This is a genomic window from Janthinobacterium sp. Bl 1 (assembly GCF_058215535.1).
Genome location: NZ_CM177086.1, coordinates 4,234,642 through 4,256,414 on the forward strand (window position 1 = coordinate 4,234,642; position 21,773 = coordinate 4,256,414).

18 protein-coding genes are annotated in these 21,773 nt (G+C 62.4%); 1 reads left to right on the forward strand and 17 read right to left on the reverse strand.

The genetic code is table 11. From position 1 onward, the window contains the following. Window positions 1-48: 48 nt before the first annotated feature. The 13 genes from AC4BCN_RS19000 to AC4BCN_RS19060 form a co-directional block, all read right to left on the reverse strand. Window positions 49-375 (reverse strand): hypothetical protein, encoded by a 327-nt coding sequence (locus tag AC4BCN_RS19000; RefSeq protein ID WP_319991221.1) that lies wholly within the window; start codon window positions 373-375, stop codon window positions 49-51. Then, the gene (locus tag AC4BCN_RS19005) at window positions 372-869 is read right to left on the reverse strand and encodes a glycoside hydrolase family 19 protein (RefSeq protein WP_034751859.1); all 498 of its coding nucleotides are present in this window, start codon (window positions 867-869) and stop codon (window positions 372-374) included. Before AC4BCN_RS19005 ends, AC4BCN_RS19000 begins: the two co-directional genes overlap by 4 nt. A gap of 14 nt (window positions 870-883) precedes the next feature. Then, window positions 884-1,312, reverse strand: coding sequence for a hypothetical protein (locus AC4BCN_RS19010; RefSeq protein ID WP_331776196.1), 429 nt, complete (start codon window positions 1,310-1,312; stop codon window positions 884-886). A gap of 68 nt (window positions 1,313-1,380) precedes the next feature. After that, window positions 1,381-3,210: a hypothetical protein gene (locus AC4BCN_RS19015; protein WP_219327189.1), complete on the reverse strand. Its 1,830-nt coding sequence runs from the start codon at window positions 3,208-3,210 to the stop codon at window positions 1,381-1,383. Continuing rightward, window positions 3,211-4,086: a hypothetical protein gene (locus AC4BCN_RS19020; RefSeq protein ID WP_490491503.1), complete on the reverse strand. Its 876-nt coding sequence runs from the start codon at window positions 4,084-4,086 to the stop codon at window positions 3,211-3,213. After that, window positions 4,065-6,659: an autotransporter outer membrane beta-barrel domain-containing protein gene (locus AC4BCN_RS19025; RefSeq protein ID WP_338679109.1), complete on the reverse strand. Its 2,595-nt coding sequence runs from the start codon at window positions 6,657-6,659 to the stop codon at window positions 4,065-4,067. The genes AC4BCN_RS19020 and AC4BCN_RS19025 overlap by 22 nt, the downstream gene beginning before the upstream one ends. Next, the gene (locus AC4BCN_RS19030) at window positions 6,656-8,125 is read right to left on the reverse strand and encodes a hypothetical protein (RefSeq protein WP_338679110.1); all 1,470 of its coding nucleotides are present in this window, start codon (window positions 8,123-8,125) and stop codon (window positions 6,656-6,658) included. Before AC4BCN_RS19030 ends, AC4BCN_RS19025 begins: the two co-directional genes overlap by 4 nt. Then, window positions 8,122-11,301: a hypothetical protein gene (locus AC4BCN_RS19035; RefSeq protein WP_490491504.1), complete on the reverse strand. Its 3,180-nt coding sequence runs from the start codon at window positions 11,299-11,301 to the stop codon at window positions 8,122-8,124. Before AC4BCN_RS19035 ends, AC4BCN_RS19030 begins: the two co-directional genes overlap by 4 nt. Window positions 11,302-11,352: 51 nt before the next feature. Continuing rightward, the gene (locus AC4BCN_RS19040) at window positions 11,353-11,700 is read right to left on the reverse strand and encodes a phage tail assembly chaperone (RefSeq protein ID WP_490493619.1); all 348 of its coding nucleotides are present in this window, start codon (window positions 11,698-11,700) and stop codon (window positions 11,353-11,355) included. Next, a complete protein-coding gene (locus AC4BCN_RS19045; protein WP_034751875.1) occupies window positions 11,697-12,140 on the reverse strand; it encodes a hypothetical protein in 444 nt (147 codons plus the stop codon). The genes AC4BCN_RS19040 and AC4BCN_RS19045 overlap by 4 nt, the downstream gene beginning before the upstream one ends. 79 nt (window positions 12,141-12,219) lie before the next feature. Beyond that, entirely contained in the window at window positions 12,220-13,425 is a 1,206-nt protein-coding gene (locus AC4BCN_RS19050) for a phage tail tube protein (RefSeq protein WP_128142746.1), read from the reverse strand. Between the two features lie 331 nt (window positions 13,426-13,756). Continuing rightward, window positions 13,757-14,299 (reverse strand): DnaJ-like cysteine-rich domain-containing protein, encoded by a 543-nt coding sequence (locus tag AC4BCN_RS19055; protein WP_139089659.1) that lies wholly within the window; start codon window positions 14,297-14,299, stop codon window positions 13,757-13,759. Between the two features lie 25 nt (window positions 14,300-14,324). Next, entirely contained in the window at window positions 14,325-14,741 is a 417-nt protein-coding gene (locus AC4BCN_RS19060) for a FeoC-like transcriptional regulator (protein ID WP_128142745.1), read from the reverse strand. 149 nt (window positions 14,742-14,890) lie between these two features. Here AC4BCN_RS19060 and AC4BCN_RS19065 point away from each other — a divergent pair, with 149 nt between their 5' ends. After that, window positions 14,891-15,604: a S24 family peptidase gene (locus tag AC4BCN_RS19065; RefSeq protein WP_139089660.1), complete on the forward strand. Its 714-nt coding sequence runs from the start codon at window positions 14,891-14,893 to the stop codon at window positions 15,602-15,604. Window positions 15,605-15,648: 44 nt separating this feature from the next. Here the strand turns inward: AC4BCN_RS19065 and AC4BCN_RS19070 are convergent, their stop codons facing one another. The 4 genes from AC4BCN_RS19070 to prpF all read right to left on the reverse strand — a co-directional run bounded on the left by AC4BCN_RS19070 (window position 15,649) and on the right by prpF (window position 21,721). Beyond that, entirely contained in the window at window positions 15,649-17,601 is a 1,953-nt protein-coding gene (locus tag AC4BCN_RS19070; RefSeq protein ID WP_490491505.1) for a propionate--CoA ligase, read from the reverse strand. Then, entirely contained in the window at window positions 17,582-18,808 is a 1,227-nt protein-coding gene (locus AC4BCN_RS19075) for a hypothetical protein (protein WP_490491506.1), read from the reverse strand. The genes AC4BCN_RS19070 and AC4BCN_RS19075 overlap by 20 nt, the downstream gene beginning before the upstream one ends. A 9-nt stretch (window positions 18,809-18,817) precedes the next feature. After that, window positions 18,818-20,374, reverse strand: a complete 1,557-nt coding sequence (locus tag AC4BCN_RS19080) for an MBOAT family O-acyltransferase (RefSeq protein WP_490491507.1) — start codon at window positions 20,372-20,374, stop codon at window positions 18,818-18,820. A gap of 156 nt (window positions 20,375-20,530) precedes the next feature. Further along, a complete protein-coding gene (gene prpF / locus AC4BCN_RS19085; protein ID WP_490491508.1) occupies window positions 20,531-21,721 on the reverse strand; it encodes a 2-methylaconitate cis-trans isomerase PrpF in 1,191 nt (396 codons plus the stop codon). Window positions 21,722-21,773 lie beyond the last annotated feature (52 nt).

The following is a 21,773-nucleotide window of genomic DNA, read 5'->3' on the forward strand; positions in this document are numbered from 1 at the left end:
TGCTGGCGAGGCCGCCTGCATGCCTTTCGGCACCTTCACGCGGCGGCCTCATGGCATTTCGCTGGCGATCAGCGCCTCGGCGGCACGGCAGGCGTCGCCTTCGGGCTGCAGCGCCAGGATACGCGCCGCAGCCGCTTGCGCATCTGCCTGCCCGGCCTGCGCCGTGGCCAGCGCCTGCCCTACCCGCGCTGACCGGCGCGCGCCCTCCTCGCGCATCGCATTCAGGGCCTGGTTCTGGCGCCGCAACACAGCTTGCACCTCCAGCACTTGCGCCGCGCACGCGGCACGGCCCGTTTCGCGACCCCAGCGCTGGGCGCAAAACACGGCTGCCCCCAGCAACAGCAGCATGGCCACAATGCTCAATGACGGCTTCATGCCAGCACCTTGCGCGCTGCCTGGTACAAGGCCAGACGCTCGGCCAGGCCGTTCACGCCGCCGTTGATGCGGCGCGTCACCCGTTCCTGGTCACCCGCGTCGGCCAGGCGGTTCAAGCCGCGCGATTGCCAGAACCAGCCCGCCGAGCGGCAAGCGAAAAACGTCTGCTCCAGCAGTTGCGGCGCCGCCAGCAAATCCAGGCCCAACGCCACACCGCACGCCGCATAGTTGGCGCGCCCCGTCACCTGCAGCAAGCCGCGCCCCTTGAAACGCACACCATCGCCGGCGATCACATTGCCCAGGTCCGCGCGTCCTTCATAGGCCGCACCGCTGGCCAGTTCGCGCACATAGCGCAACTGTCCCGATTCGTGGCCCACCTGCGCCAGGAACGAGGCCCTACGCAGCGGCGTGTCGATACTGAATTCGGCCATCGCCGCATTCAAGGGCGCCAGGAACAGCGTAGCGCGGCGACCGGCCAGCGGCATGATCTGCATCAATTGGGCGCCTGTCACAGCATGCCCCGCACATCCTTGACGGCAGCGGCCGCGTCGGCCGCCAGTTCGCCGATATCCTTGCCGCGTCGCTTATCAAACCAGCGCACGCAGGCACCCAGGACCCACCAGGCAGGCAAGCCGGCCGCCACCATCACTGGGGCGGCGATGAATAAAAACCCCGTGGACGGGTCGCCGCCATACAAACCCGCCACGGTCTTCGCGCTGTCGAACAGGCTGGGCCACCACGACAGCACGACGGCCACCAATACCGGGCCGAGAAAGGTGGAAATGATGATGCTGGAACAAAAACGAATAAATGCCTCCTTGGTGGATCGGGGCCACATGAACATGAAGCCCAGCGACGTGGCGGCGGCGCCGGCCAGCACGGGCACGCCAAACAGTTTGATCAATGCGCCGCCGGCGGCGGTGGTTTCGAGGGCCATGGTTGCCTTTCAGGTGGTGGAAATGAAAAAACCCGCCGAAGCGGGTTTGGATATAGCAAGCACAATCTTTATGCCACCTTCACGATTACACGAGCACGGCCATCGTCTTCGATGGCGATGACCTTGCCGATGGCACGCGTGTATTGCTGGAACGTCATGTCGTCCTCGCGCACGGCCAGGCCGCCGATGCCCTCACCTTTCTGCACCGGGACAATGTACTGCCCCGGCGTGGCATCCAAGACGTTCACAGGTACCTGGCCGCAGAAAGCGATACGGTCAACCTGCTGGCGCGCCGCTTCCAGAGCCGCCTCAAATGCCAGGCCAGGTGCACATTTAAGGCCCCATTCTTCATCGGTATCTCCAGGTATTGTTTCTTGGCGATATTGCGCTTCGCGGGCCGGCACGGCAGGCGCAACCTCAACCAGCTTGCCATCGACCACTTCCAGCACGGCGTCAATGCCAGCAACAGCCTCACTGAGCAGCACTTGACGCGTGGAAGGCATGAGACGTTCAACAGGCACTGGCCGCTCCCCCAAATGCCGCGCCCACCGGTCCCCGCCAACCATACAAGGATCAGTCGATTTGACAGCAAAGGCAATGGCGCGCTGCCATTGGTCGGTTAGTTTTCCATCAACATCAATGCCGATAATCTGCCCCGGAAGAATACCCGTGCATCCAGGTGCCTTTAACATATACTCAGCGTAATCGGTACCGCCGGCGTTGATGGTGCCAGCGGCGCTAATCGAGCGCGATGTCGTGGAGTTTCTCCCTATGTATGCAACCGAAGCACTGTTGCCCCAACCGCCGGCGCCATTGGACGCTCGAATGGCAAAACACGAGGAAGTTACACCCGTCTCTACGCGCCCGACGTAGCAAAGTTCGCCGAACTCTACAGTCCTACGGGTTAACTGATGCGCACTTAACGGGAGAACTGGGCCAGCAGTAATAACGCCTGGCAGGGTAAGGTCGCCGGTGCCATTAATATCCAGAACTGATGTGACATTGTCAGGCAAGCTTGCATCGACAGCATTCAAACGTAGTTGGAATCCTTTTCCAGAGCTCCCCGGATGACTACGGGCACTCCAAAAAAATCTACCTGCATTGGAATAGCCTGGAACCGATGCGACGCCCATGGAGAGCACCTCATAATATATGCCAGCGCCCCCCGCCGCCCCATCATTCGGCGCCCGAAGAGCGCTTGCCCAAAGAGTACTAGATATCCCTCCGGCAATTATTTGTTTTGGACCAACCAAAACTGACGAAGAATCGAAAGTAGTCCGCTGCCGCTCGAAGGTTACAGTATTCTGCGCACCAAGTTTCAAGCCGAAGATGGAGCTAGCCAAGGTTCCGGCCGGGGGTTCAGCAGCCACGCCGTAATACGATACGTCAGAATCCTGCCAGCAGGTGGACTCACAATAAACGGCAAGGGAGAAGAAGGTGCCGCACAGGATATATACCTGACCATCATCCGCGATGGTCACTTCCGATACCGTGTTATTTGTCGTGCCACCTTCGTTATGGAAAACACCGCGTATCTTGCTGTCGTTGTCTACCCGGAGCTGGATAATGGTTGCCATGGCGTTCGACATCCCGACAATAGCGCCGTATGACGTGGTTCCACTTACACGAATTGATGCCTCCGTTCCCTGCTGTGCGGAATTAAACTTCCCGATTCGCCACCAGCCTGTCTTCATACCAGTATTCACAATTGGGCCTGGGCCATACGCGCAAGCTTGCACATATTGAGATGTGACGATCGGGGCATTCGAATAGATCGTGCCCTTCATATTCCCCCCGGACAATGGCAATGCATTGTACGGTCCCGCCGCAAACGCCCGATCCATGTCATTCAATTTCTCGTTGACGTTAGGCATACCATCATAAAATTTATCAGCCATTTAAATTCCTTCGATTTGTAGTGGTGCAGAATAAGTTTCAAAGTACGGCGTAGTAACGGCCTCGATATTGCTGACCTTGCCATATAGCATGTAGTCCTGCTCCAGCAGCGGGTCCGGATTTTCAGGGAACAAGCTGAACAGCATCGCCTTGCCCTTGCCGTTCTCGCGCAGGATGCGCATGAAGCGCGCGCGGTCCATCGGTGTCAGGTGCGCCAAGTTAATGCTCAGCTTGTCGCTGGTTGTACCCGGCACGGTTTTCAGGTTGCCTGCACCCGTGCGGTAATTTTCACTGCTATCCTGCATCTGCACCTGGGCGCCATACTCTGCGTTATGTTGCGGTGACCAGTAGTTGCCCACCACCAGACGCGAGATTTCCAGGTAGCCTTCCGGGCTCTGCGGCGCAGACACGTCGATCACTAGGCGACGCACGCGCACAGGGGCGAACCATGCCACGCCGTCGGAACCTCCGCCGAGCGGCCAAGTGTTCACGCCACCCCACTGATAGGTATTCCATCCAAGCGGCAACACACCCCAGGGGTAAGAACCGTGCACAGCAGCCGGGCACGGGAAAATGCTGCCGGTGTCGAGTACCGGCACGGCGTCGCCCGGCTGGGCATAACCGCGCACGCGCATGCGCGCGCTGCTGGTCATGTTGGTGAAGATCAGCGCCACACAGGCCACCAGTTCAGCCGTCGGCCAGGTCGCCACAATGTTCAACTGAGCACCCGCCGAGCGCAGCACGGAAGACTTGTGGTCGCGTTGCAGGTTAGCCGGTCCCAAGGTGCCAGCCTGACTCGATGCAGTCAAGATCGCGCGGTCCGCGGCGTTGTCGTAGAGAATACGTAGATTTTTCATTAAACTTTCACCAGTTTCCATGTGACCTCAGTTGGCTCGATCCACCCGTTACCATTGACAGGTGTCCATGTGAATCGAATGTAAATTCGACCATCAACAGGCAAAAACACATTGCCACTGTTGAGGCCATCGCCAACAACAACGGTTGATTCGCTGTATCCATTGCATCCAATACCTGGAAGGGTTAAGCCATGTGCAATGGTCGCGTTGGCCAAAAAGGTATCCGAAGCAACCTGGTTCCACGTCGGATCGAAAGGTACTTCGGTATCGATATAAACGGTAAACGGGCGGTATTCGCCGTTAATCAATCCGACACGCCCCGGCGCAATTTTCGTCACACCCTTGGCCCTGACGTTCGGCGGCGATAATATCTCGCGAGCGAAAGACCCTTTTCCATCGGCGGTGATAAGCACTGCTCCTGAACCGGCATAAATAAACGGCATACTGCCGGTAGCATTAAAATCGATGAACGTCGTATTATTTTCGTTTTGACCACGTCCGGCAATAACGGTTTCTGCCGTCAACTTCCCGGAAAACGAACCAGAAGCACCACTCAGTTCACCGCGAAAAGTGCCACTATTCGCGTGCAAATTTCCATTTCGATCCAGACACCATCCCGTCGTGCTGCCACTCCCACTCCAGTTGCTGCTGTAAATATCGCCGCCAATCTGCGCATTAACGATGGCCGCGTTGCCGATGTAAGTCGGAGATGAGGACGGCGTGATCTGGCCGAAAACATTGTCGCCGAAGCTCGCCCCAGGTCCATCCGCCCAGGCTGACGGCACCGTCTGCGCGGGCAATGCCATACCGAAGTACCACATGGAGAGGAAAAGATACGCGTCGGTTCCCCCGTTGCCAACTAGCACGCTACGTAACATTGCGTAAGCGGCGCCTGCGGGAGCGGCAACAAACAGCGTTGACCGGGGGAAATTAGCCAACGCCCCCGAAGCCGACACGTTATCTACAATACTTCCGGCTAACTCCGACACATAGGCCCCGCTGCCGTCGTAAAAAGCAACGTTTACAGCCCCACGGCAGCGGTGAGCACCCATGTACACACTAAACTCATAACGCACGCCAGGAATCACGGGGAACTTACGATTTACTGCTCCCTGCCTTATACCCACAATAGCGGCGGTGGTGCCAGATGGCACAACTCCAGTGCAGCGAACATAGACACCACCAGCGCCGCTTGGCACGTAGGGAGCATAGCCCGGCGCAAAAGTAGTCGTACCGAGTGAGTAGGTGTAGTCCAGGATAAAGCCCCCAAGTCCTCCTACACCTTCTGCTGGCGGTGAGGGAGCGGAATTGCTGATCAAATTGCCCGCGCCTATCCCTGCATTCATATAGTTCGACGTCAAGGGCGTACCAGCGCTGAGAATAATCTTGCCAGTTGAATCCTTGATGCTCAGGCCGCGCGCATCAATCTTTTCTACTGTCACAGAATCTGCCGCCAGCGCCTGGGTAGCCACCGACCCGTTGACCAACAAATTGCCGTTCAGCACCGTCCCAAGCACCAGCCATGCGCCATTCTCAAAATACTTCGTCACCGCATGCGTCGCGTCATACAAGGTCACCACGTCGCGGTTGATCGGCGCGCCATAGCCAGCACGCCCCAATTCATACACGGCCGAGGCATCCGACCAGGCCGAATAGCCGGGCGCCGTCACCGTCACCGTGCCGCGCTGGCCGGTGGCGCCATCGGCGGCCAGGCGCGCAACGGCGGCCCATTCGCCTGGGGCGATGTCGTCGGTCGCCGTGCGCGACGCGGCCGTGGCGCCGGATGTGAACAGATAGGCGCCGCCCGCCGCCGGCACCTGGGCCGACCAGCCGTTGTTCAGACCCGTCAGTGCGCCGGTGGCAAAGGTGAACGTACATGCCGTACTCGGTAGTGCCGGTGCGATGTTGGTCGCGCCGCGCTGGTAGATGCGCACGGGCGCCACGTTCAAGCCGTCGGTGCCATCCTTGGCCAGTTGCACCGCCCCCGCCCACTCATTGGCGGCGATATTGTCCGTGGCATTGCGTGAACTGGCGGCTGCCACGCGCACGTACAGCGGCGCCGTGCCGGCAGGGATATTCTTCGACCAGCCATTGGCCAGGTCGTTGCCGGCCGGCGTCGTGATGGCCCCCGTGGAAAAGGTGAAGATCACATCGCCAGGCGAATCGGGTGGCGCAGCGGCGGCGCGCTTGTAGGCGAAGGCCTGGCCCGTGTTCAATCCGGCCAGGCCCGTCTCGCCGGCAGCGCCGTCAAAGACCTTGCTGACCATGTAATTGGCGAGGTAATCGACACCAAATTCGCGGATGCGTGCCTGCACCAGTGCCGTATCGGTAGTCATGCTGGCGAAATCGACGGTGGCCACGTTGCCATTTACCCGCAACGCCGTGCCGGCCGATACGGAAAAGACGATATCGCCCACCACATTGACCGGCTTGGCGGTGATGGCGATCGATCCGGGCGCGCCGGCGCCGGCGCTATTGACGCGAAAAACGGGCGTGCTGGCGGACATCAGGATCGCCTTGCCATCGGCCGTCGTGCTGAAGCGCTCCGTCGTCGCCTGCAGCAGCGTATCGCGTTCCCCCACAATCGCGCTCATACGAGCACCCCCACCGTCGCTCTGCCCGTCAGCCAGAAGCGCGACAGCAGCACCACCACGCCCGGCACGCCGTCCTGCAAGCCAAAGCGTTCAGCGCGCAGTTGTACGGGCTGCCCCAATTCCAGCATCATCATCTCGGGTTCTCCATCGAATTCGTAAATGGTGCGCGGCACCTTGTTCAGGGCCAGGCGCCGCTGCGCTTCCGCGCGGGCATCGGCCCGCGTCTTGAGGCAGGTATCGATCTGCACCGGATCGTCAGTCAGGCGATAGCGTGCGCGCACGGCTTCATCGACCACCGTCTCCGTCAGCCATTCCGTGGCATACAAATCCGCATGCGCGGGCGGAATGCTGGTCGTCAGGCCAGCCTGCAGCGTGTAGTTCCGGTCGAAGCCGACCTTCACGGCGGCCGTCACCGGCAGGCGCTGCGCGGGACGCAGCGAGCGCTCGCGCATCTGCTCCGGGCCGATCGACAGCGGCAGGCCGGCCGCAGGCAAAGCGATCTGCACCAGGCGCAGCTGGCCGGTGCGCGACATGATCGCCTGGGCGCCCACGCTGGCCGCCAGTTGCTGGATGGCCTGCGCCTGATTCGTGCGGTCCGCCACATACAGCCCCACCGGCTGCGGGTGGGCCGCATCGAAGGCGGCCAGGTTGGCCAGATCCAGATCGGCCGCGGTAAAACGGTCGGCCGCCTTGCCGTAGGCGGTGGCAATGCGCTGCACCAGCGGCGCGATGCGCGGCGCATAACCGCCGCCCTTGTCGCCCTGCACGCTGGCCGTGATCGTGGTGGAAAACGGGTCGGTCGTCAGGTTGAAACGGCCCGCCTGGTCATTCAAGGCCACGGCGATCGGCTTGCCGTTGGTGCGCACTTCGAACGTCGCTTCGACCGCGCCGAGAAAACCGTATTCCAGAGTGGCGGGGTTGGTCAGCAAGGGCGCCACGTTGTGACATTCGCCGAACGGAATCGGCAAGATGGCGTCCTTGTTCGGCGTCGTGCCTCCCAGCTTGGCTTCGGAGATCGGCGTATTCAAACGCTGCAGCTTGTCGCGCAGGACCAGATTGACCGACTCGCGCCCGGCACTGGCCACGTCGGCGATGATGCCGTCGAAGACCAGCTGGAAGTCGGCACGCGGCCAGGAAGGATCGCCGGCCCAAGCTTTGACCGGCCGGTTCATCCAGACGTCGTCCAGCCAGCCATCGAGCGCGCCATCGGCGTTATCGAGTTCGATATCGCCGCCCGACAGGCCCGCCTCGCCGGACAGGCTGACCTGTTCCGTGAAGGCCAGCCCGCCCTTGGCCAGCGGCTGGTACGCGGTATTGGCCGGTACTTCGCGCGGCCCGGTGACATAGGGCCGCGAAGCGATATACCGCGTCACCTCGCTGCCGCCCACATTCACCTGCGCCTCGATCAGCACCATGCGGATGGCCGACGGGCTTTGCAGCCATTCCTGAAATTGCGCATCGGTCATGCGTATTCTCCTTTCACTGCATTGGCCCAGGCGGATGCCCGGGATGATTTATCCACGCCATCGACCACCGTCCTGGCGGCATTGGCGTTCGATTCAAAGGTGGCCTGGATGGTGGCACCCGTTTGCGCCCGCTGGTCGGCGCGCAAGCCTTCCAGCTCCACGCGCATGGCCTGGTTGTCTTCGCGCAGGCCGCGGATTTCGGCCACCAGCACGTCGGAGCCGACGTTCGCAGCCGACGAGTAGCGCACGGGGTCGAAGACTGCCGCTGTCACGGGAGAAGTCATCGCGGCCAGCGCGGCGACCACGGGAGGATTACCGAGCTGCACGCCCAGATCCGCCGCACCACCCATCGCAGCCCGCAGACCGGCAATGGCTTGCGCCACCGTCAGCACGCTGTCGTTGATTTTGATCAAGCCCGACACCTGGGCATTGAGCGCATCGAGGCTGGCCTGCTGCACGTCGACCTGCGCGGCCGCCCATTTCAACGCTTCCTTGTTCGCTTCCACCACGCGGGCATAGTCGGCCGCATAGCGGGCGTCGGAAGCATTGACCACTTGCGAGGCCGTCAAAAATGCCTGTTCCGCGGCAGACAGCCCCGATTGCGCCGTCGTGTCGCCCGCATTCGCAGCCGCCAGGGTTTTCTCGAACTGTGCCCGCGCTTCGGCGTACTTCTGCTCCGGCGTCAGCGTCGACTGGGCACCCAAAGCCATGCTGGAATTGAGCCCATTCAAGGTCGTCACCCACGATTTCGACTTCTCCAGCGCCGACTTGGCCGCCACGGATTCCGTCTCGTAGGCTTTGGCCAGCGCATCCTTCGCGCTGGTCACCGCCTTGACGGCCTGGATCTGGTCGAATAATCCGCGATTGGCATCGGCGACGCCGGCGCGCTGGGCAGCCAGCAACTGCGCTTCTGTTTTCGTCAGTTCGTTCAACTGCTGCTGCATGTCCTTGCGTTCGCTGGCGATGTCGCTGGCCGTCTTGTTCACTTCGGCCAGTTCACCGGTGGCGGCGGTGAGGTCGGCCGCATAATCGGCCGCCTTCTTGAACGGTTCGGCGATGGCAAGCAGTTGCACGTACATGTTCTGACCAGCAGCCGTGTTCAAGTCCTGCGCCAGCACCAGCGCCTTGAATTGCTCGCTCGTCGTCACGCCGGACTGTCCCAGCGCCGCCATGGCGCTACGCACCGACTTGGTGACCGGGTCCATCTGCTCGGCCTCGGTCAGGAAATTCTGCACGAAGAAGCTGGTGCCGCTGGTCAGGGTATCGAGGTCGCCCGCCGCTTGAATCAGGCTTTCGCTCAGCGCCACGGCGGAAAGACCGGAGCTGTTGAACGACTTGCCCAGCACGGCCAGCACATCCGACACCTGCATGTAGTTGTTGGCCACACGCGCCAAGGTTTCCAGATAGCCCTCGCCCACGGCCTGGTATTTTTCCAGCCCCCCAACGCCGAACTTCGCCATGTCGTCACCCAGCTTCGAAAAGGCCGCTTCCAGGGCCTTTTGCACTTCCTCGCCCTTCAAGTCCTTCAGGCTGATCTTGCCCAGGCTGACGACGAAGGAATTCAAGCGCGCGGTGAAGGCATCGCCACCGACACCCAGCAAGTCGGCCGCAGAGACGATACTCGTGCGCAGACCAAGCACGATTTTCGTAAACTGGTCATTCGTTTCCGTCCCCATGGCCGTGAGATTCGTGGACTTCTTGTCGCTGGAAAACCAGCCGCCGGACTTCTTGAGATCGACATAGGAATTCACGTTGAAGCGCTTAGTATCAAGGTCGCCCAGGCTCGACGAGTTGGTGACTATCCCCACATCCTGCACCGTGGTCTTGCCGCCAAAGATGCTGCTGACGACATTGCCAATGACGCCGCCGCTGGAACTGCCTTTGGTGCCCAGCGCGGACGTCAGGATGTCCGAACGCACCAGCAAGCTGCCCAAGCCACCGATGCCCGAGACGATCTGCTTGAGCGAGACCACCATCGACGAGGAATACGCGAGGCCCAGGCCGGAGTTTTTCTCCATGATTTCCAGGCTGTTTGCGATCGACGCCGATTTCGCGGATGAATCACCAAGCACCGTGCCGGTGCCTGTTGCAGCCTGCCGGTCCTTGGCGGTGGTATCGGCACCGCCACCGCCGCCAGAAACGGCAACGCCGATTGCTAGCAGCATGCCGGCCACCATGGCAAATGCGCCGATATTGGCAGGAAACGGCGCCGCCAAAGCCGATGCCAGCGCCGACACGCCATACGCGCTGGACTTGGCCGTTTCCGCGGCGGTTACCGGTCCGACCGATGCCGCCGCGCCTGCGACTTCCGCCGTCGTCGCGGCAGTTTTTGCCGTCGTCACAAGGGTGATACTCGTCAGTTTTTCAAACAGCGACTTCGTATTCATGGCGAATTCATAGGCGCGGAAGCCTTTTTCCACCTTTTCCATGAGTTCATAGCCGGCCGACTTTTCTTTGAAAAAGCCCTTCGCGGCGGTCGCCATGTCGTGATACTGCTTGACCGTGGCCTTTTTCTTGTTTTCCTGTGCCTTTTCCTGCCCTTTTTCGGACGGGTCCTCCTTCACTTCCTTGGCAAAGGTAAAATCGATATCGTCCTGCGCCTTCCCGAATCCCAGCAAGGCAGTGGTCATTTTGCCGATGGTGCCGCCGACATTGCCAAAGGCCTTCTCCAGTTTTGTCGCCAATTGACCGGCAAATTCACCTGCCTCCTTCCACTCCGCCTCGCTATATTTGCGCGTGGGCGCCTCCGGTGACGCCTTTGCCTTGGCATCGGCAGCCTCTTTGCCTGCGGTGTCCAGCTTGTCCTGGCGCTGCTCTTCAAACGCAAAAGCGCCATATTTGGCGCCTGCGCCGGCTGTGGCGGGGCTACCTGCGGCGCGGAAAGCCGCCAGCCGCGTATAGGCATTACCCAGACCGTTGACCACCTTGCTGGCATCGGCCAGCGACTTCGCTTCGCCCGCATTCGATGCCCCAAGGGCCTTTGCGGCGGCGGTGGCATCGCGTGCCTGCTCCGCCTGGGCGCGCAGCAACAACGCCGACGATTCCGCCTCCGTATTGACGACTTTCAGGCCTTCGGCCGCGGCCAGGCTGGCCTCGCTGATTGCTTTCAGCACTTGCACCGTGTCCGTTGCCTTCGTCAAGTCGATGACAAGTTTTATTTCCGTTATCTCTGGCATGTTTGGCCCATAAAAAAGGCCGCGCATGGCGGCCGGGTTGGAAAATGCGGGTCAGCCCGCCGCATGCTGGTGCGACAGGAACAGCGCGTCGAGCTGGTCGAGCAGTTGGTGCTCGAACGGCTCGATGGCGATGGCGTGGCGCGCCTGCCAGGCGAGGATTTCCGTGCTGGCGATGGGGTTGACGGCCATGCCGTTCTGCCGCTTGCGGTTCAATTGTGCGAACCATTCCCACACGTGGGCCAGCTCGAACGGCATCGGCGGCGTCGCCTCCTCGGGCGGCGCGCGGTACAGCGGATGGCGCCGGGCGGCATCGATATGCTCGCCCTTGGCATGGCCATCGGCCGCGCGCGCGCCGCGCTCGAACTGGTGCCCGGCGTAGCGCAGCAGGCTGGCCGTCAGAGTTTCAAAAAATTCGACTCATTTTCCAGCGCGGTGGTCACTTTTTCCTGCCAGGTCGGGTACTTTTCAAAGGCCGCTTCCAACAGCGCCGGATCGAGCGGCACGGGTGCGCCGTTGCTGGTGAAGCCGTACCAGCCCGTGACCACGGCCAGTGCCAGGCGCTTCTGGTTGCCGTCGATGGCTTGCACCAGCAGTTCCGCGCCTTCGTCAGTGGACGCGTCGATGGCCGTCTTGCGGCGTGCCGATTTCTTGTAGCCTTCGGCGCGCACGGCGTTGTTGGCGACGCGGTATTGCTCGCTGTTCTTGCCGACGATGGTCAGGCCGGCCACCGCTTCGCCGTCCGCGTCGAAGATGACGGGCACGTCGAACGTGACGGGCGTGGCCGCCGCGTGGATATTGCCGATGTCGAAACCTGCCTGGATTTTTTGCGCGTTGTTCATGTGTGATGCTTTCTGGATGAAGTAGAAAAATATAAAAAAAAGCCGCCATCACGGCGGCCCCGGTGCAGGTGCTGGCTGCTTACAGCGCGCTGTCCTGGATGGTCAGGGTGGTCGCTTCATGCTGCGCGTCCGTGCCCTTGTAGCGCAGGACGTCGAAGGCGCAGGTGACGATCTTGTTTTTCTCGCCGTCGTCGATCTTGGCCGAGGTGATCTTGATGCGGCCCATGGCAAGCGCCAGCACGTCGGCGGCCGGCGCCGTGCCCGACGCCATGGCGTAGGCCAGCGGGATTTCCGTCTCGGACTTGAAGTAGTCGAGGTAGGTGGCGTCCTGCAGCAGCACCGTGAACTGGCCCGAGCCCATCACCTTGCCGCGCGAGGCGGCCGTGGCGTACTTCGAACCGATCACCGGGTCGACCTTGACCTGGCCATCGAGCGAGACGGACATGCCGGTGCAGATTTGCGACGGGATGCCGTTCACCGACAGCATCGCCGTGGCGCCCGAGAATTTGCCGGTGCCCGGCGCGGCCAGCGGCGTGGCGAAATGCGGCACGGCCGTGGTCGGGCCTTCCGACTTGCCCATCAGGGTGAAGTCCAGGCTGGTGATACCGTTCGGCTGCACGGCGATGTCCATCTTGCTGACCAATTGGTCGACGAAGCTGCGGTGCACGCCGATGTTCGGGTCCTGCACTTCGGCCGTAAACCAGTCCGTGGTATGGCCGGTCAACGGGGTGAAGCTGCGCTTGCCCACGGCTGCCACGCCGACCGAGTCGCCGGCCGCCTTGACGATCATCACCGAACCGTCCATGAACTGGCCATTCAGGTTGGTGGCCGTCACCGACGTGACGAAGAAGTTCTTCGCGTTGTTGGCGGCAGCCGGTGCCGTCATGCCGGTGATGCGCACGACGCTGCCGGCGCGGAAGCCTTCGGCCAGCCAGGAACCGGCGCTGCGCGTCAGGCCGGAGGCGGCAGCGGCGATGGTCGTTTGTGCGGCAGCAACGCCGCCCGCCGTGAAGTCGCGGCGCAGCAGCGCGGCCATCAGCGGCGCATACGTGCCGCACGCCGCTTCGGCCTTGATGGCGCCCGTGGTGCGGAAGTTGCCCAGGCGGGTATCGCCCTGCTGCTGGCTGGCGTCGATTTCGGCGCTCGCGTATTTGTCCGCCTCCGTGTCGAAGGTGGCCGTCACGCGGGGATAAATCTGGCCGCCGCCGGCGGCGGCCTTACTGCCTTCCGCGCTTTGTTTGCTGATAACGATCACGCTGTCGATGCCGTTTGCTGTCAGTGCCATAAGTAATACCTTTCGTGGGATGAAAACCGCCGGGGCGGTCTTGTGGGAGAAACTGAAAAATGGGAGATGAAACGAAAAAGCCCGCGCGCGGTGAGGCGGCGGGCTGGCGTCCGGATGGCATGGGGCCATGCCGGATGGATGTTGGGCGAAGGGGCCATGAAGGCCGTTCGCTGCGCTGATTTCCCCTATCGGTGTCGCGCCGAAAGCGCGTCTATTACGAGTGGAGAAGCATGTGGTGTACTGCTGTGTTGCCGGTGTTTCTGTTGCTGCGTGATCGAGACTCTATTGTAGGGGCGTTTTTTTCAGTGCCAGGCATATTGCAAAAAAATTTTCAGTGACCGAGGCGGCGCATGGCGCGGGCACCGTGCGACTGGAAGATGCCTTCCAGTTCGCTGACCATGTCCTTGATGCGTTCGAGCTCGAAGCCGCCGGAGCAGCTGATGGCCGCTTCGCCCCCACCGTGGCACGCCTTGCAAACGACAGGCGCGCCAGCCTGCATGGCGGCGACGACGCCCGTGCCGTGGCAGACCTTGCATTTGCTGTCGAGCCAATGCGCGAGCGACGCTTCGGCCACGCGGCGGTACAAGGTATTGGCCGCCTGCGCATCCCAGGCCGTCTGCGCCTTGACCCAGCGCCGCGCGCGGCCCTTCTGCGTCACGGCCGCCGTCCAGGCGCGCAGCAGCTGCGCCAGGTTGCCTGCATTGCCTTCGAACAGGCGGCTGATGGTGCCGTCCGCGTATTTGACGCGGCACAGCAAGGCGCCCATGTCGCCGGCCAGCGCGGCCGCCGCGATCACATCCAGGTCGTGGTGGACGGCATCGTCGCGCAGGTTTTGCGACGACAGCGATGCGATGAATTTTTCTGCGAATCCCATGATTTCTCCTCGTTCCTCGTTGATACTAATCGTTGTTACTTGCGGGGCCAAACAGCGCCGCCACCAGCGGATCGCGGCTGGCCGTGCCGCGTGCCCAGCTGGCCGTGCGGCGCACTTGCGGCGGCAGCTCGGCCCAGCCGTCGACCTCGTCGTCCTGCTCGCCCAGCGCGTACAGGGCGGGCCGCTGTCGTCCCGGTTCGGTGCAATGGCGCTGCGCCAGATGGATCTGCCCCATGCCGCACATGTGTCGCAGATAGCGGCTCATGGTGCCCGCATCGAGTCCCAGCAAGGCGGACAACTGTGCCGCGCTGGCCTGGCCCTGCTCGCGGATGTACTGCGCGATGCGGGCGATATGCAGCTGCGACTTCTTGCTGCGTCCCTGTAACTGGCGCCCCTGCCGCGGCGCCGCCCTGCTTTCAACCAACTGACTGCTGTTCAACATCTGCCTGACCTCCCGTGGTGTCGCCAACCGGCAGACGCTGTAGTGCGTTTGCGACAGGCAACAAGTGGACTTTATCAATCGCTAATGTTAAAGTCAAGCATTTGGTAATTTATCAAACGGTAAATTTCAGGTTTAATGTGGAGATGAATATGTATCAATACAGACGCGATCGCCTGCTGGCCCTGATCCGCGAGCACTACGACAACACGCGCAAGAAAATTTCCGACGTCAGCGGCTGGAGCGAGGCGCGCATCTCGCAAATCCTCTCGCCCACCTACCGCGAGGGACGCGCGTTCAGCGAAAAGATCGCGCGCAAGTTGGAAGCGGACCTGCAGCTCGACAGCATGTACTTCGACCAAGGCGCGGCGCCCGACCAGGCGGCCATGGCCGCGCGCGCGCTGGCCGGCGCGCGGCCCGTGGTCGTGGAAGATGGCGAGGATGAGCGTTTTTACCCGATCCGCAAGGTGAAACTGCGGCTGTCGGCCGGCATCACGGGCTTTGCCATCGAACCGGAAACGCACGACGGCAGCACCATCAGCGTGCCGCGCAGCTGGGTCGAGCGCAATGGCTACCACCCTGAAAAACTGGTGGCGATCAAGGTCAAGGGCGAGAGCATGGAGCCGGCCCTGTACGAGGACGACGTGGTGATCATCAATACGGCCGACAACCGGCCAGCCGACGGCATCGTGTTTGCCATCAATTACGAAGGCGAGCCGGTGGTCAAGCGCATGGCGCGCGATATCGGCGAATGGTGGCTGACGTCGGACAACCCCGATCAGCGCAAATACCACCGCAAGCTGTGCCGCGGCAATGAATGCCTGATCGTGGGCCGGGTCGTGCGCAAGGAAAGCGACCGGATCTGAAAGCAAAGTTTATCGATTGATAAACACCGCTTTCATCGTGGCGCTTATGCCAGCGCTGCCTGGATCTGCTGCAGCGCGGCCGGATCATCCATCGACGTCAGATCGCCCGGGCTGCGCCCTTCGCAAATGGCCTGGATCGAGCGGCGCAGCAATTTGCCCGAACGCGTCTTCGGCAACTGGGCCACGAACAGCACGCGCGCAGGCCGCGCCACGGCGCCCAGCTGGCGGTCGACGACGGCCATCACTTCGCGTTCCAGCACCGCTTTCGCTTCCACGCTGTCGAAGCCCTGCGGGTCCTTCAGGATCACGAACGCCATCGCCACCTGGCCTTTGAGTTTGTCTTCCACGCCCACGACGGCCACTTCCGACACGTTCGGATGGCTGGTGATGCTTTCCTCGATTTCGCGCGTGCCCAGACGGTGGCCGGCCACGTTGATCACGTCATCCGTGCGGCCCAAAATAAAGTAATAGCCGTCCGCATCGCGCACGCCCCAGTCGAACGTGGAATACACTTGCCGGCCGCCGAAGGTGGACCAGTAGGTGTCGACGAAGCGCGCATCGTCGCCATACACAGTCTGCATGCACCCGGGCGGCAGCGGGCCTTCCAGCACCAGCACGCCCTTCTCGTTGGCGCCGCACTCCTCGCCCGTCGCTTCGTTGAGCAGCTTGACCTGGTAGCCGTACATGGCCAGGCCCGGGCTGCCCAGGCGCGTCGGCGTGTCGGCCACGCCTTTCGCCACGGATAAAATCGGCCAGCCCGTCTCCGTCTGCCAGTAGTTGTCGATGATGTCCACTTTCAGTTCGTCGGCGATCCATTGCGACGTGGTTTCATCGAGCGGCTCGCCCGCCAGGTACAGCGCCTTCAGCGAGGACAGGTCGTGCTTGCGCATCAGCTCCACCGGGTGCTTGCGCAGCACGCGGATGGCCGTCGGCGCCGAGAACATGCGCGTGACCCTGTATTTTTCGACGATGCTCCACCAGATGCCCGCATCGGGACAGATGGGCAAGCCCTCGTACAGGATGGTGGCCATGCCGGCGATCAGCGGGCCATACACGATGTAGGAATGACCCACCACCCAGCCGATATCCGAGGTGGCAAAGAAGGTTTCGCCGGGCTTGCCGCAGAAGTTGTACTGCATCGACGACGCCAGCGCCACCGCATAGCCGCCCACGTCGCGCTGCACGCCCTTCGGTTTGCCCGTCGTGCCCGAGGTGTAGAGCACATACGACGGCTCGTTCGATTCGAGCCAGGTGACGGACACCTGCGCGTCCAGATGCTGCTCGCGCAGGGCCGCGTAGTCGACGTCGCGGCCCGGCGTCAGTTCCATCGGCACGAGATGGCGGTTGACCAGCAGCACCTGCCGCGGCTTGTGCGCGGCGATGCGGATGGCTTCGTCGAGCAGCGGCTTGTAGGCGATCGCCTTGCCATTGCGCGAACCGGCATCGGCGGAAAACACCAATTTTGGCTGCGCATCGTCGATGCGGCTGGCCAGGCTGTTGGCGGCAAAACCGCCGAAGACCACGGAATGCACGGCGCCGATACGGGCGCAAGCGAGCATGGCAAACGCCGCCTCGGCGATCATCGGCATATAGATCAATACGCGGTCGCCCTTGACCACGCCCAGCGACAGCAAGATGGCAGCGCAGCGTTCCACTTCGCGCTGCAGCTCGCGAAAGCTGTAGCTGCGCTCCGTGTTCGTTTCGGTGGAAATGGCGATCAGCGCGGCGGCATCGCCCTGGCTGTCCACCCAGCGGTCAACGGCGTTGTGGCACAAATTCGTCGTGCCGCCGACGAACCATTTGGCAAACGGCGGCCGGGAATAATCGAGCACTTGCGAAAACGGGGTGTTCCAGTCGATCTTGTCCGCTTCCTCGCGCCAGAAAGCGTCTGGCGTGTCGATCGAGCGTTGATAAAAACTTGCGAAATTCATGTCTCCTCCGGTAGTGGTTGTTTTCCGTGCTTTTTTACTTATCTGTTCATCTGCGCCCCCCGCCATGGCCATGCTGTTCAGCCAGCAGCTGCCTTGCAAACAATCCCGGCTGCGCCGCCACGCAGCTGCCGCGTTCCTGCGCGATCCGCACGCGGTTTGCCTCCAGTCTGGCAGCATCGAGCGGCATGCCGAACTGGCCGTCGTCCGGCGCAGTTTCCTGTGGCGACATCACGCGCCGCAGCACGATGTCGCCCAGCGCCTTCTTGAAATGCCCCGCTTCCCAGTACCAGCGCGTGGCCTTGCTCCGCTCGTTGGCGGCGGGTATCGGCTCGCAGTTGTATGCGCCATAGCCGCTGAAATCAGTCAGGGAAATGTGCGCGTCCGGGTACCGCGCCCTGACCGCGTCAATTTCCTGCACCAGCTGCGCTTTCCATTCTTCGAACAAGGGCCACAGCCCGGCATCCTCGAACATGGCCAGCATTTGCGCGTGATACGGATAGATCACCAGCTTGATATCGGCCTGCGTGGCCGCCATCGCCAGCAAGAAGGTGCGCAACAACTGGAAGTCTTCGGTGGCGAGGCCGCGCGTCGATTTGCGGCCCAAGTTGGCGGCGCTTTCCCGCGCCCGTTGCGCGAACATCTTGTGGTAGCCGTCCCGGCGCACATGGGCGCCATAGTCGAGCAAGGGATTGAAGCCGTCTGCCGACATGGTCGCCGCCTCGCCATCATGCTGGATGCGCAGCGTGTGCACGGCATCCTTGACGGAGGCCAGCGAAAAGAGCGCATCGAAGCGCCAGTCGGCGCGGCCATGCGCGGGCGCAGCGGCCGCTGGTGCTTGGCGTACGGCTGGCGCAGCGGCGGGATTGAGAAAGTCGATGAACTCCATGCCCACGATGACCGTGCGCGGCTTGACGCCAGCCTGGCGCAATTGCGCGAACTGGCTGGCGGACGTGGCCAGCCCCGTGCCGGGTATCGCCAGGTTGTAGCCGGCACCCTGCGCAGCAAGAGCGCTGGCGCGCGGGTCGAATCCGATCTCGGCGCGCGAGTTCCCCAGGATGATGAATTGCGGCCGCAGACGCAGCGCATGTTCCTGCTTGATCTGGCTTTGGTAGCGGGTCAGGCCCGGCTTGACGGCATTGAAATGATCGCGGCGCACGATCCCATACACGCCATACGGATCGACGATGAGCACAAAAGCGCAAACGACGATGGCTCCCGACACCAGCAGGAGCAGCAAGGTGAGCAAATAAAACCTGTATGGGGAGCGTGTCATGGCGGTCCCCTAAAATTGAAAGTACAGGAATTCGGCGGGCCGGTTCAAGGCCAGCGTGCTCGCCAGCGCCAGCGCGGCGATGGCGGCTGCCCACGCAGGCGACGCGCGCCAGGTCAGCCTGCGCAAGCCGCCCAAGCCGCCCGCCCCTGCCGCGGCCTGGCCGTCCTGGAAGTCCAGCGCCGGCTCGAAGCGCCGCATGATCTGCTGCGTATTGGGCATGGCGAAAACCAGCACGGCCGCCATCGCGATCCACGTCCAGCTTTCGACAAATGCCGTGCCGCCGCCCAGATAGAAGGACACGCCCATCGACGCGAGCACGGGCTGCACTGGCAGCAGATAGGGAGCCAGCGCATCGGGCAAGGCCATGCCGAAGCCGCCACCCATGCCGGTTAATATTGTCAGGGCACTGGCCATATCGGGAGCCCGAAAGAAAACCCAGGCGATGCAAACGGCGGTAAAAGTGAGGCAAGTCGCCACGACATTGCCCGCACGCGTATCGGACGGCAGGTGAAGCGTGCGCGCCACCGTGCCCCAGCCCTTGTGGATAGCCAGGTAAGCGCCATGCAGCGCGCCCCAGACGATGAAATTCCAGCCGGCGCCATGCCACAGGCCGCCCAGCACCATGGTGATCATCAGATTCAGGTAGCGCCGCGCGGGGCCGCAGCGCTTGCCGCCCAGCGGGATATACAGGTAGTCGCGCAGGAAGCGCGACAGGGTCATGTGCCAGCGGCGCCAGAATTGCGCGATATTGCGCGCTTTGTAGGGCGAGTCGAAATTGAGCGGCAGGCGCACGCCAAATAATCTCGACAAGCCGATGGCCATGTCGGAATAGCCGGAGAAATCGAAGTACAGCTGGAACGCGTACGCCAGTACCCCGCCCCAGGCGGCCAGCAGCGATGGCGCGGCCGGATCGCTGAATAAGGGCGCCGCGTACGGGCCGATGTTATCGGCGACCAGTACTTTTTTCGCCAGCCCGATGATGAAAATCGTCGAGCCGATGGCCACATTCCTGGCCGAGAGCCGGAAGATCCGCTTGTCGGCGAACTGCGGCATCATCTCCTTGTGGTGCAGCACAGGGCCGGCGATCAGGTGCGGAAAATACGTGACAAACAGCAGATAGTGGACAAAGCGGCTTTCCCGCGCCTTGCCCTGGTAGGTATCGACCAGGAAGGCGATCTGCGTAAACGTAAAAAACGAGATCCCGATCGGCAGCACCACGTGCAGGACGGGCATCGGTTGCGCCAGCAATTGCGCCAGGCTGGCAACGAAGAAACCCGCATACTTGTAATAGGCGAGCATGCCCAGGTTGGCGGCGATAGCCGCGATCAACAGGCCCTTGCGGTGGCGGATGCGTCCCGGCCCAAGCAAGGTGGCGCAACCGTAATTGAAGACGATGGAGCCGAGCAGCAGCGGCAGGTAGCGGTAATCCCACCAGCCATAGAAAAACAGCGAGGCGCCGGCCAGCCAGGCGGCGCCCCATGACTGGCTGCGCCGTCCCAGGATGAAAAAGCCCGCCACCGTGATGGGCAGATAGGCAAACAGGAAGACGTAGGAGTTAAATAGCATCTGTTCACCAGTCAGGAAGCGTGGGAGGCGGCCAGCGCCTGCACTACGCTCACGCGCATCGCGGCTGACGCCCCCCATTTTCCTTGTCGCTCAGTTTCTTTGCTAGCAGAAATATCAACTGATCTGCATGCGCATCCGCCTGTTTCGCCTGGCAGCTTAAAACGCGTCGCCGGGAATGCGCACGACACCTTCCATCAGCACGCGCGCGCTGCGGCTCATGATGGCCTTGGTGACGCTCCATGCGCCATCGGCCAGCGCCGCTTCCGCGCCCACCATCAGGGTGCCGGACGGGTGGCCGAAGCGCACCGAGTTGCGGGGACCGCCGCCGGCCGCCAGGTTGACCAGGGTGCCGGGAATGGCTGCCGCCGTGCCGATGGCGACAGCGGCCGTGCCCATCATGGCGTGGTGCAGCTTGCCCATGGACAGGGCGCGCACCAGCAGGTCGATATCGCCCGCTTCCACGTTCTTCCCGCTGGACGAGACATAGCCGGCCGGCCTGGCGACAAACGCCACTTTCGGCGTGTGCTGGCGTTTCGCCGCTTCATCGAGGTGGGAAATCAAACCCATGCGCAGGGCGCCGTGCGCGCGGATGGTTTCGAAGCGAGCCAGCGCGACCGGATCGCCGTTGATGGCGTCCTGCAGCTCCGTGCCCGTGTAACCGATCGCGTCCGCGTCGACAAAAATGGTCGGGATGCCGGCGTTGATCATCGTGACTTTCAAGACGCCGATGCCGGGCACGTCGAGGTCATCGACGAGGTTGCCGGTGGGGAACATCGCGCCACCGCCGCCCTCTTCCTCCGCGGCCGGATCGAGGAATTCCAGTTTCACTTCGGCGGCCGGGAAGGTCACGCCATCGAGCTCGAAGTCGCCCGTTTCCTGTACTTCGCCATCCGTCATGGGGACGTGGGCGATGATGGTCTTGCCGATATTGGCTTGCCAGATGCGCACCGTGGCGATGCCGTTTGCCGGCACGCGGGCGGCGTCCACCAGGCCGCTGGCAATGGCGAACGAGCCAACGGCGGCCGACAGGTTGCCGCAGTTGCCGCTCCAGTCGACAAACGGCTTGTCGATGGACACCTGGCCGAACAGGTAGTCGACGTCGTGCTCCGGCTTGGTACTTTTCGCCAGGATCACCGTCTTGCTGGTGCTCGAGGTGGCGCCGCCCATGCCGTCAATCTGCTTGCCGTACGGGTCGGGGCTGCCGATCACGCGCAGCAGCAAGGCATCGCGCGCCAGGCCCGGCACTTGCGCGCTGGCGGGCAAATCCTGCAGGCGGAAGAACACGCCCTTGCTGGTGCCGCCACGCATGTAGGTGGCGGGGATTTTGATTTGGGGGGTGTGGGTCATTAGAGTTCCTGCGTTGAATGACTGATTAAACCCAACGGCGAAATGCCGGGGT

What these genes read in the sequence shown, in the direction of transcription:
- AC4BCN_RS19045 (WP_034751875.1), bottom strand. Translation starts at nt 12,140, where the DNA reads ATGAACAACGCGCAAAAAATCCAGGCAGGTTTCGACATCGGCAATATC.
- AC4BCN_RS19005 (WP_034751859.1), bottom strand. Translation starts at nt 869, where the DNA reads ATGCAGATCATGCCGCTGGCCGGTCGCCGCGCTACGCTGTTCCTGGCG.
- AC4BCN_RS19070 (WP_490491505.1), bottom strand. Translation starts at nt 17,601, where the DNA reads ATGGCGGGGGGCGCAGATGAACAGATAAGTAAAAAAGCACGGAAAACA.
- AC4BCN_RS19035 (WP_490491504.1), bottom strand. Translation starts at nt 11,301, where the DNA reads ATGCCAGAGATAACGGAAATAAAACTTGTCATCGACTTGACGAAGGCA.
- AC4BCN_RS19030 (WP_338679110.1), bottom strand. Translation starts at nt 8,125, where the DNA reads ATGACCGATGCGCAATTTCAGGAATGGCTGCAAAGCCCGTCGGCCATC.
- AC4BCN_RS19050 (WP_128142746.1), bottom strand. Translation starts at nt 13,425, where the DNA reads ATGGCACTGACAGCAAACGGCATCGACAGCGTGATCGTTATCAGCAAA.
- AC4BCN_RS19010 (WP_331776196.1), bottom strand. Translation starts at nt 1,312, where the DNA reads ATGGCCCTCGAAACCACCGCCGCCGGCGGCGCATTGATCAAACTGTTT.
- AC4BCN_RS19000 (WP_319991221.1), bottom strand. Translation starts at nt 375, where the DNA reads ATGAAGCCGTCATTGAGCATTGTGGCCATGCTGCTGTTGCTGGGGGCA.
- AC4BCN_RS19020 (WP_490491503.1), bottom strand. Translation starts at nt 4,086, where the DNA reads ATGGAAACTGGTGAAAGTTTAATGAAAAATCTACGTATTCTCTACGAC.
- AC4BCN_RS19015 (WP_219327189.1), bottom strand. Translation starts at nt 3,210, where the DNA reads ATGGCTGATAAATTTTATGATGGTATGCCTAACGTCAACGAGAAATTG.
- AC4BCN_RS19025 (WP_338679109.1), bottom strand. Translation starts at nt 6,659, where the DNA reads ATGAGCGCGATTGTGGGGGAACGCGATACGCTGCTGCAGGCGACGACG.
- AC4BCN_RS19060 (WP_128142745.1), bottom strand. Translation starts at nt 14,741, where the DNA reads ATGTTGAACAGCAGTCAGTTGGTTGAAAGCAGGGCGGCGCCGCGGCAG.
- AC4BCN_RS19055 (WP_139089659.1), bottom strand. Translation starts at nt 14,299, where the DNA reads ATGGGATTCGCAGAAAAATTCATCGCATCGCTGTCGTCGCAAAACCTG.
- AC4BCN_RS19080 (WP_490491507.1), bottom strand. Translation starts at nt 20,374, where the DNA reads ATGCTATTTAACTCCTACGTCTTCCTGTTTGCCTATCTGCCCATCACG.
- AC4BCN_RS19065 (WP_139089660.1), top strand. Translation starts at nt 14,891, where the DNA reads ATGTATCAATACAGACGCGATCGCCTGCTGGCCCTGATCCGCGAGCAC.
- AC4BCN_RS19075 (WP_490491506.1), bottom strand. Translation starts at nt 18,808, where the DNA reads ATGACACGCTCCCCATACAGGTTTTATTTGCTCACCTTGCTGCTCCTG.
- prpF (WP_490491508.1), bottom strand. Translation starts at nt 21,721, where the DNA reads ATGACCCACACCCCCCAAATCAAAATCCCCGCCACCTACATGCGTGGC.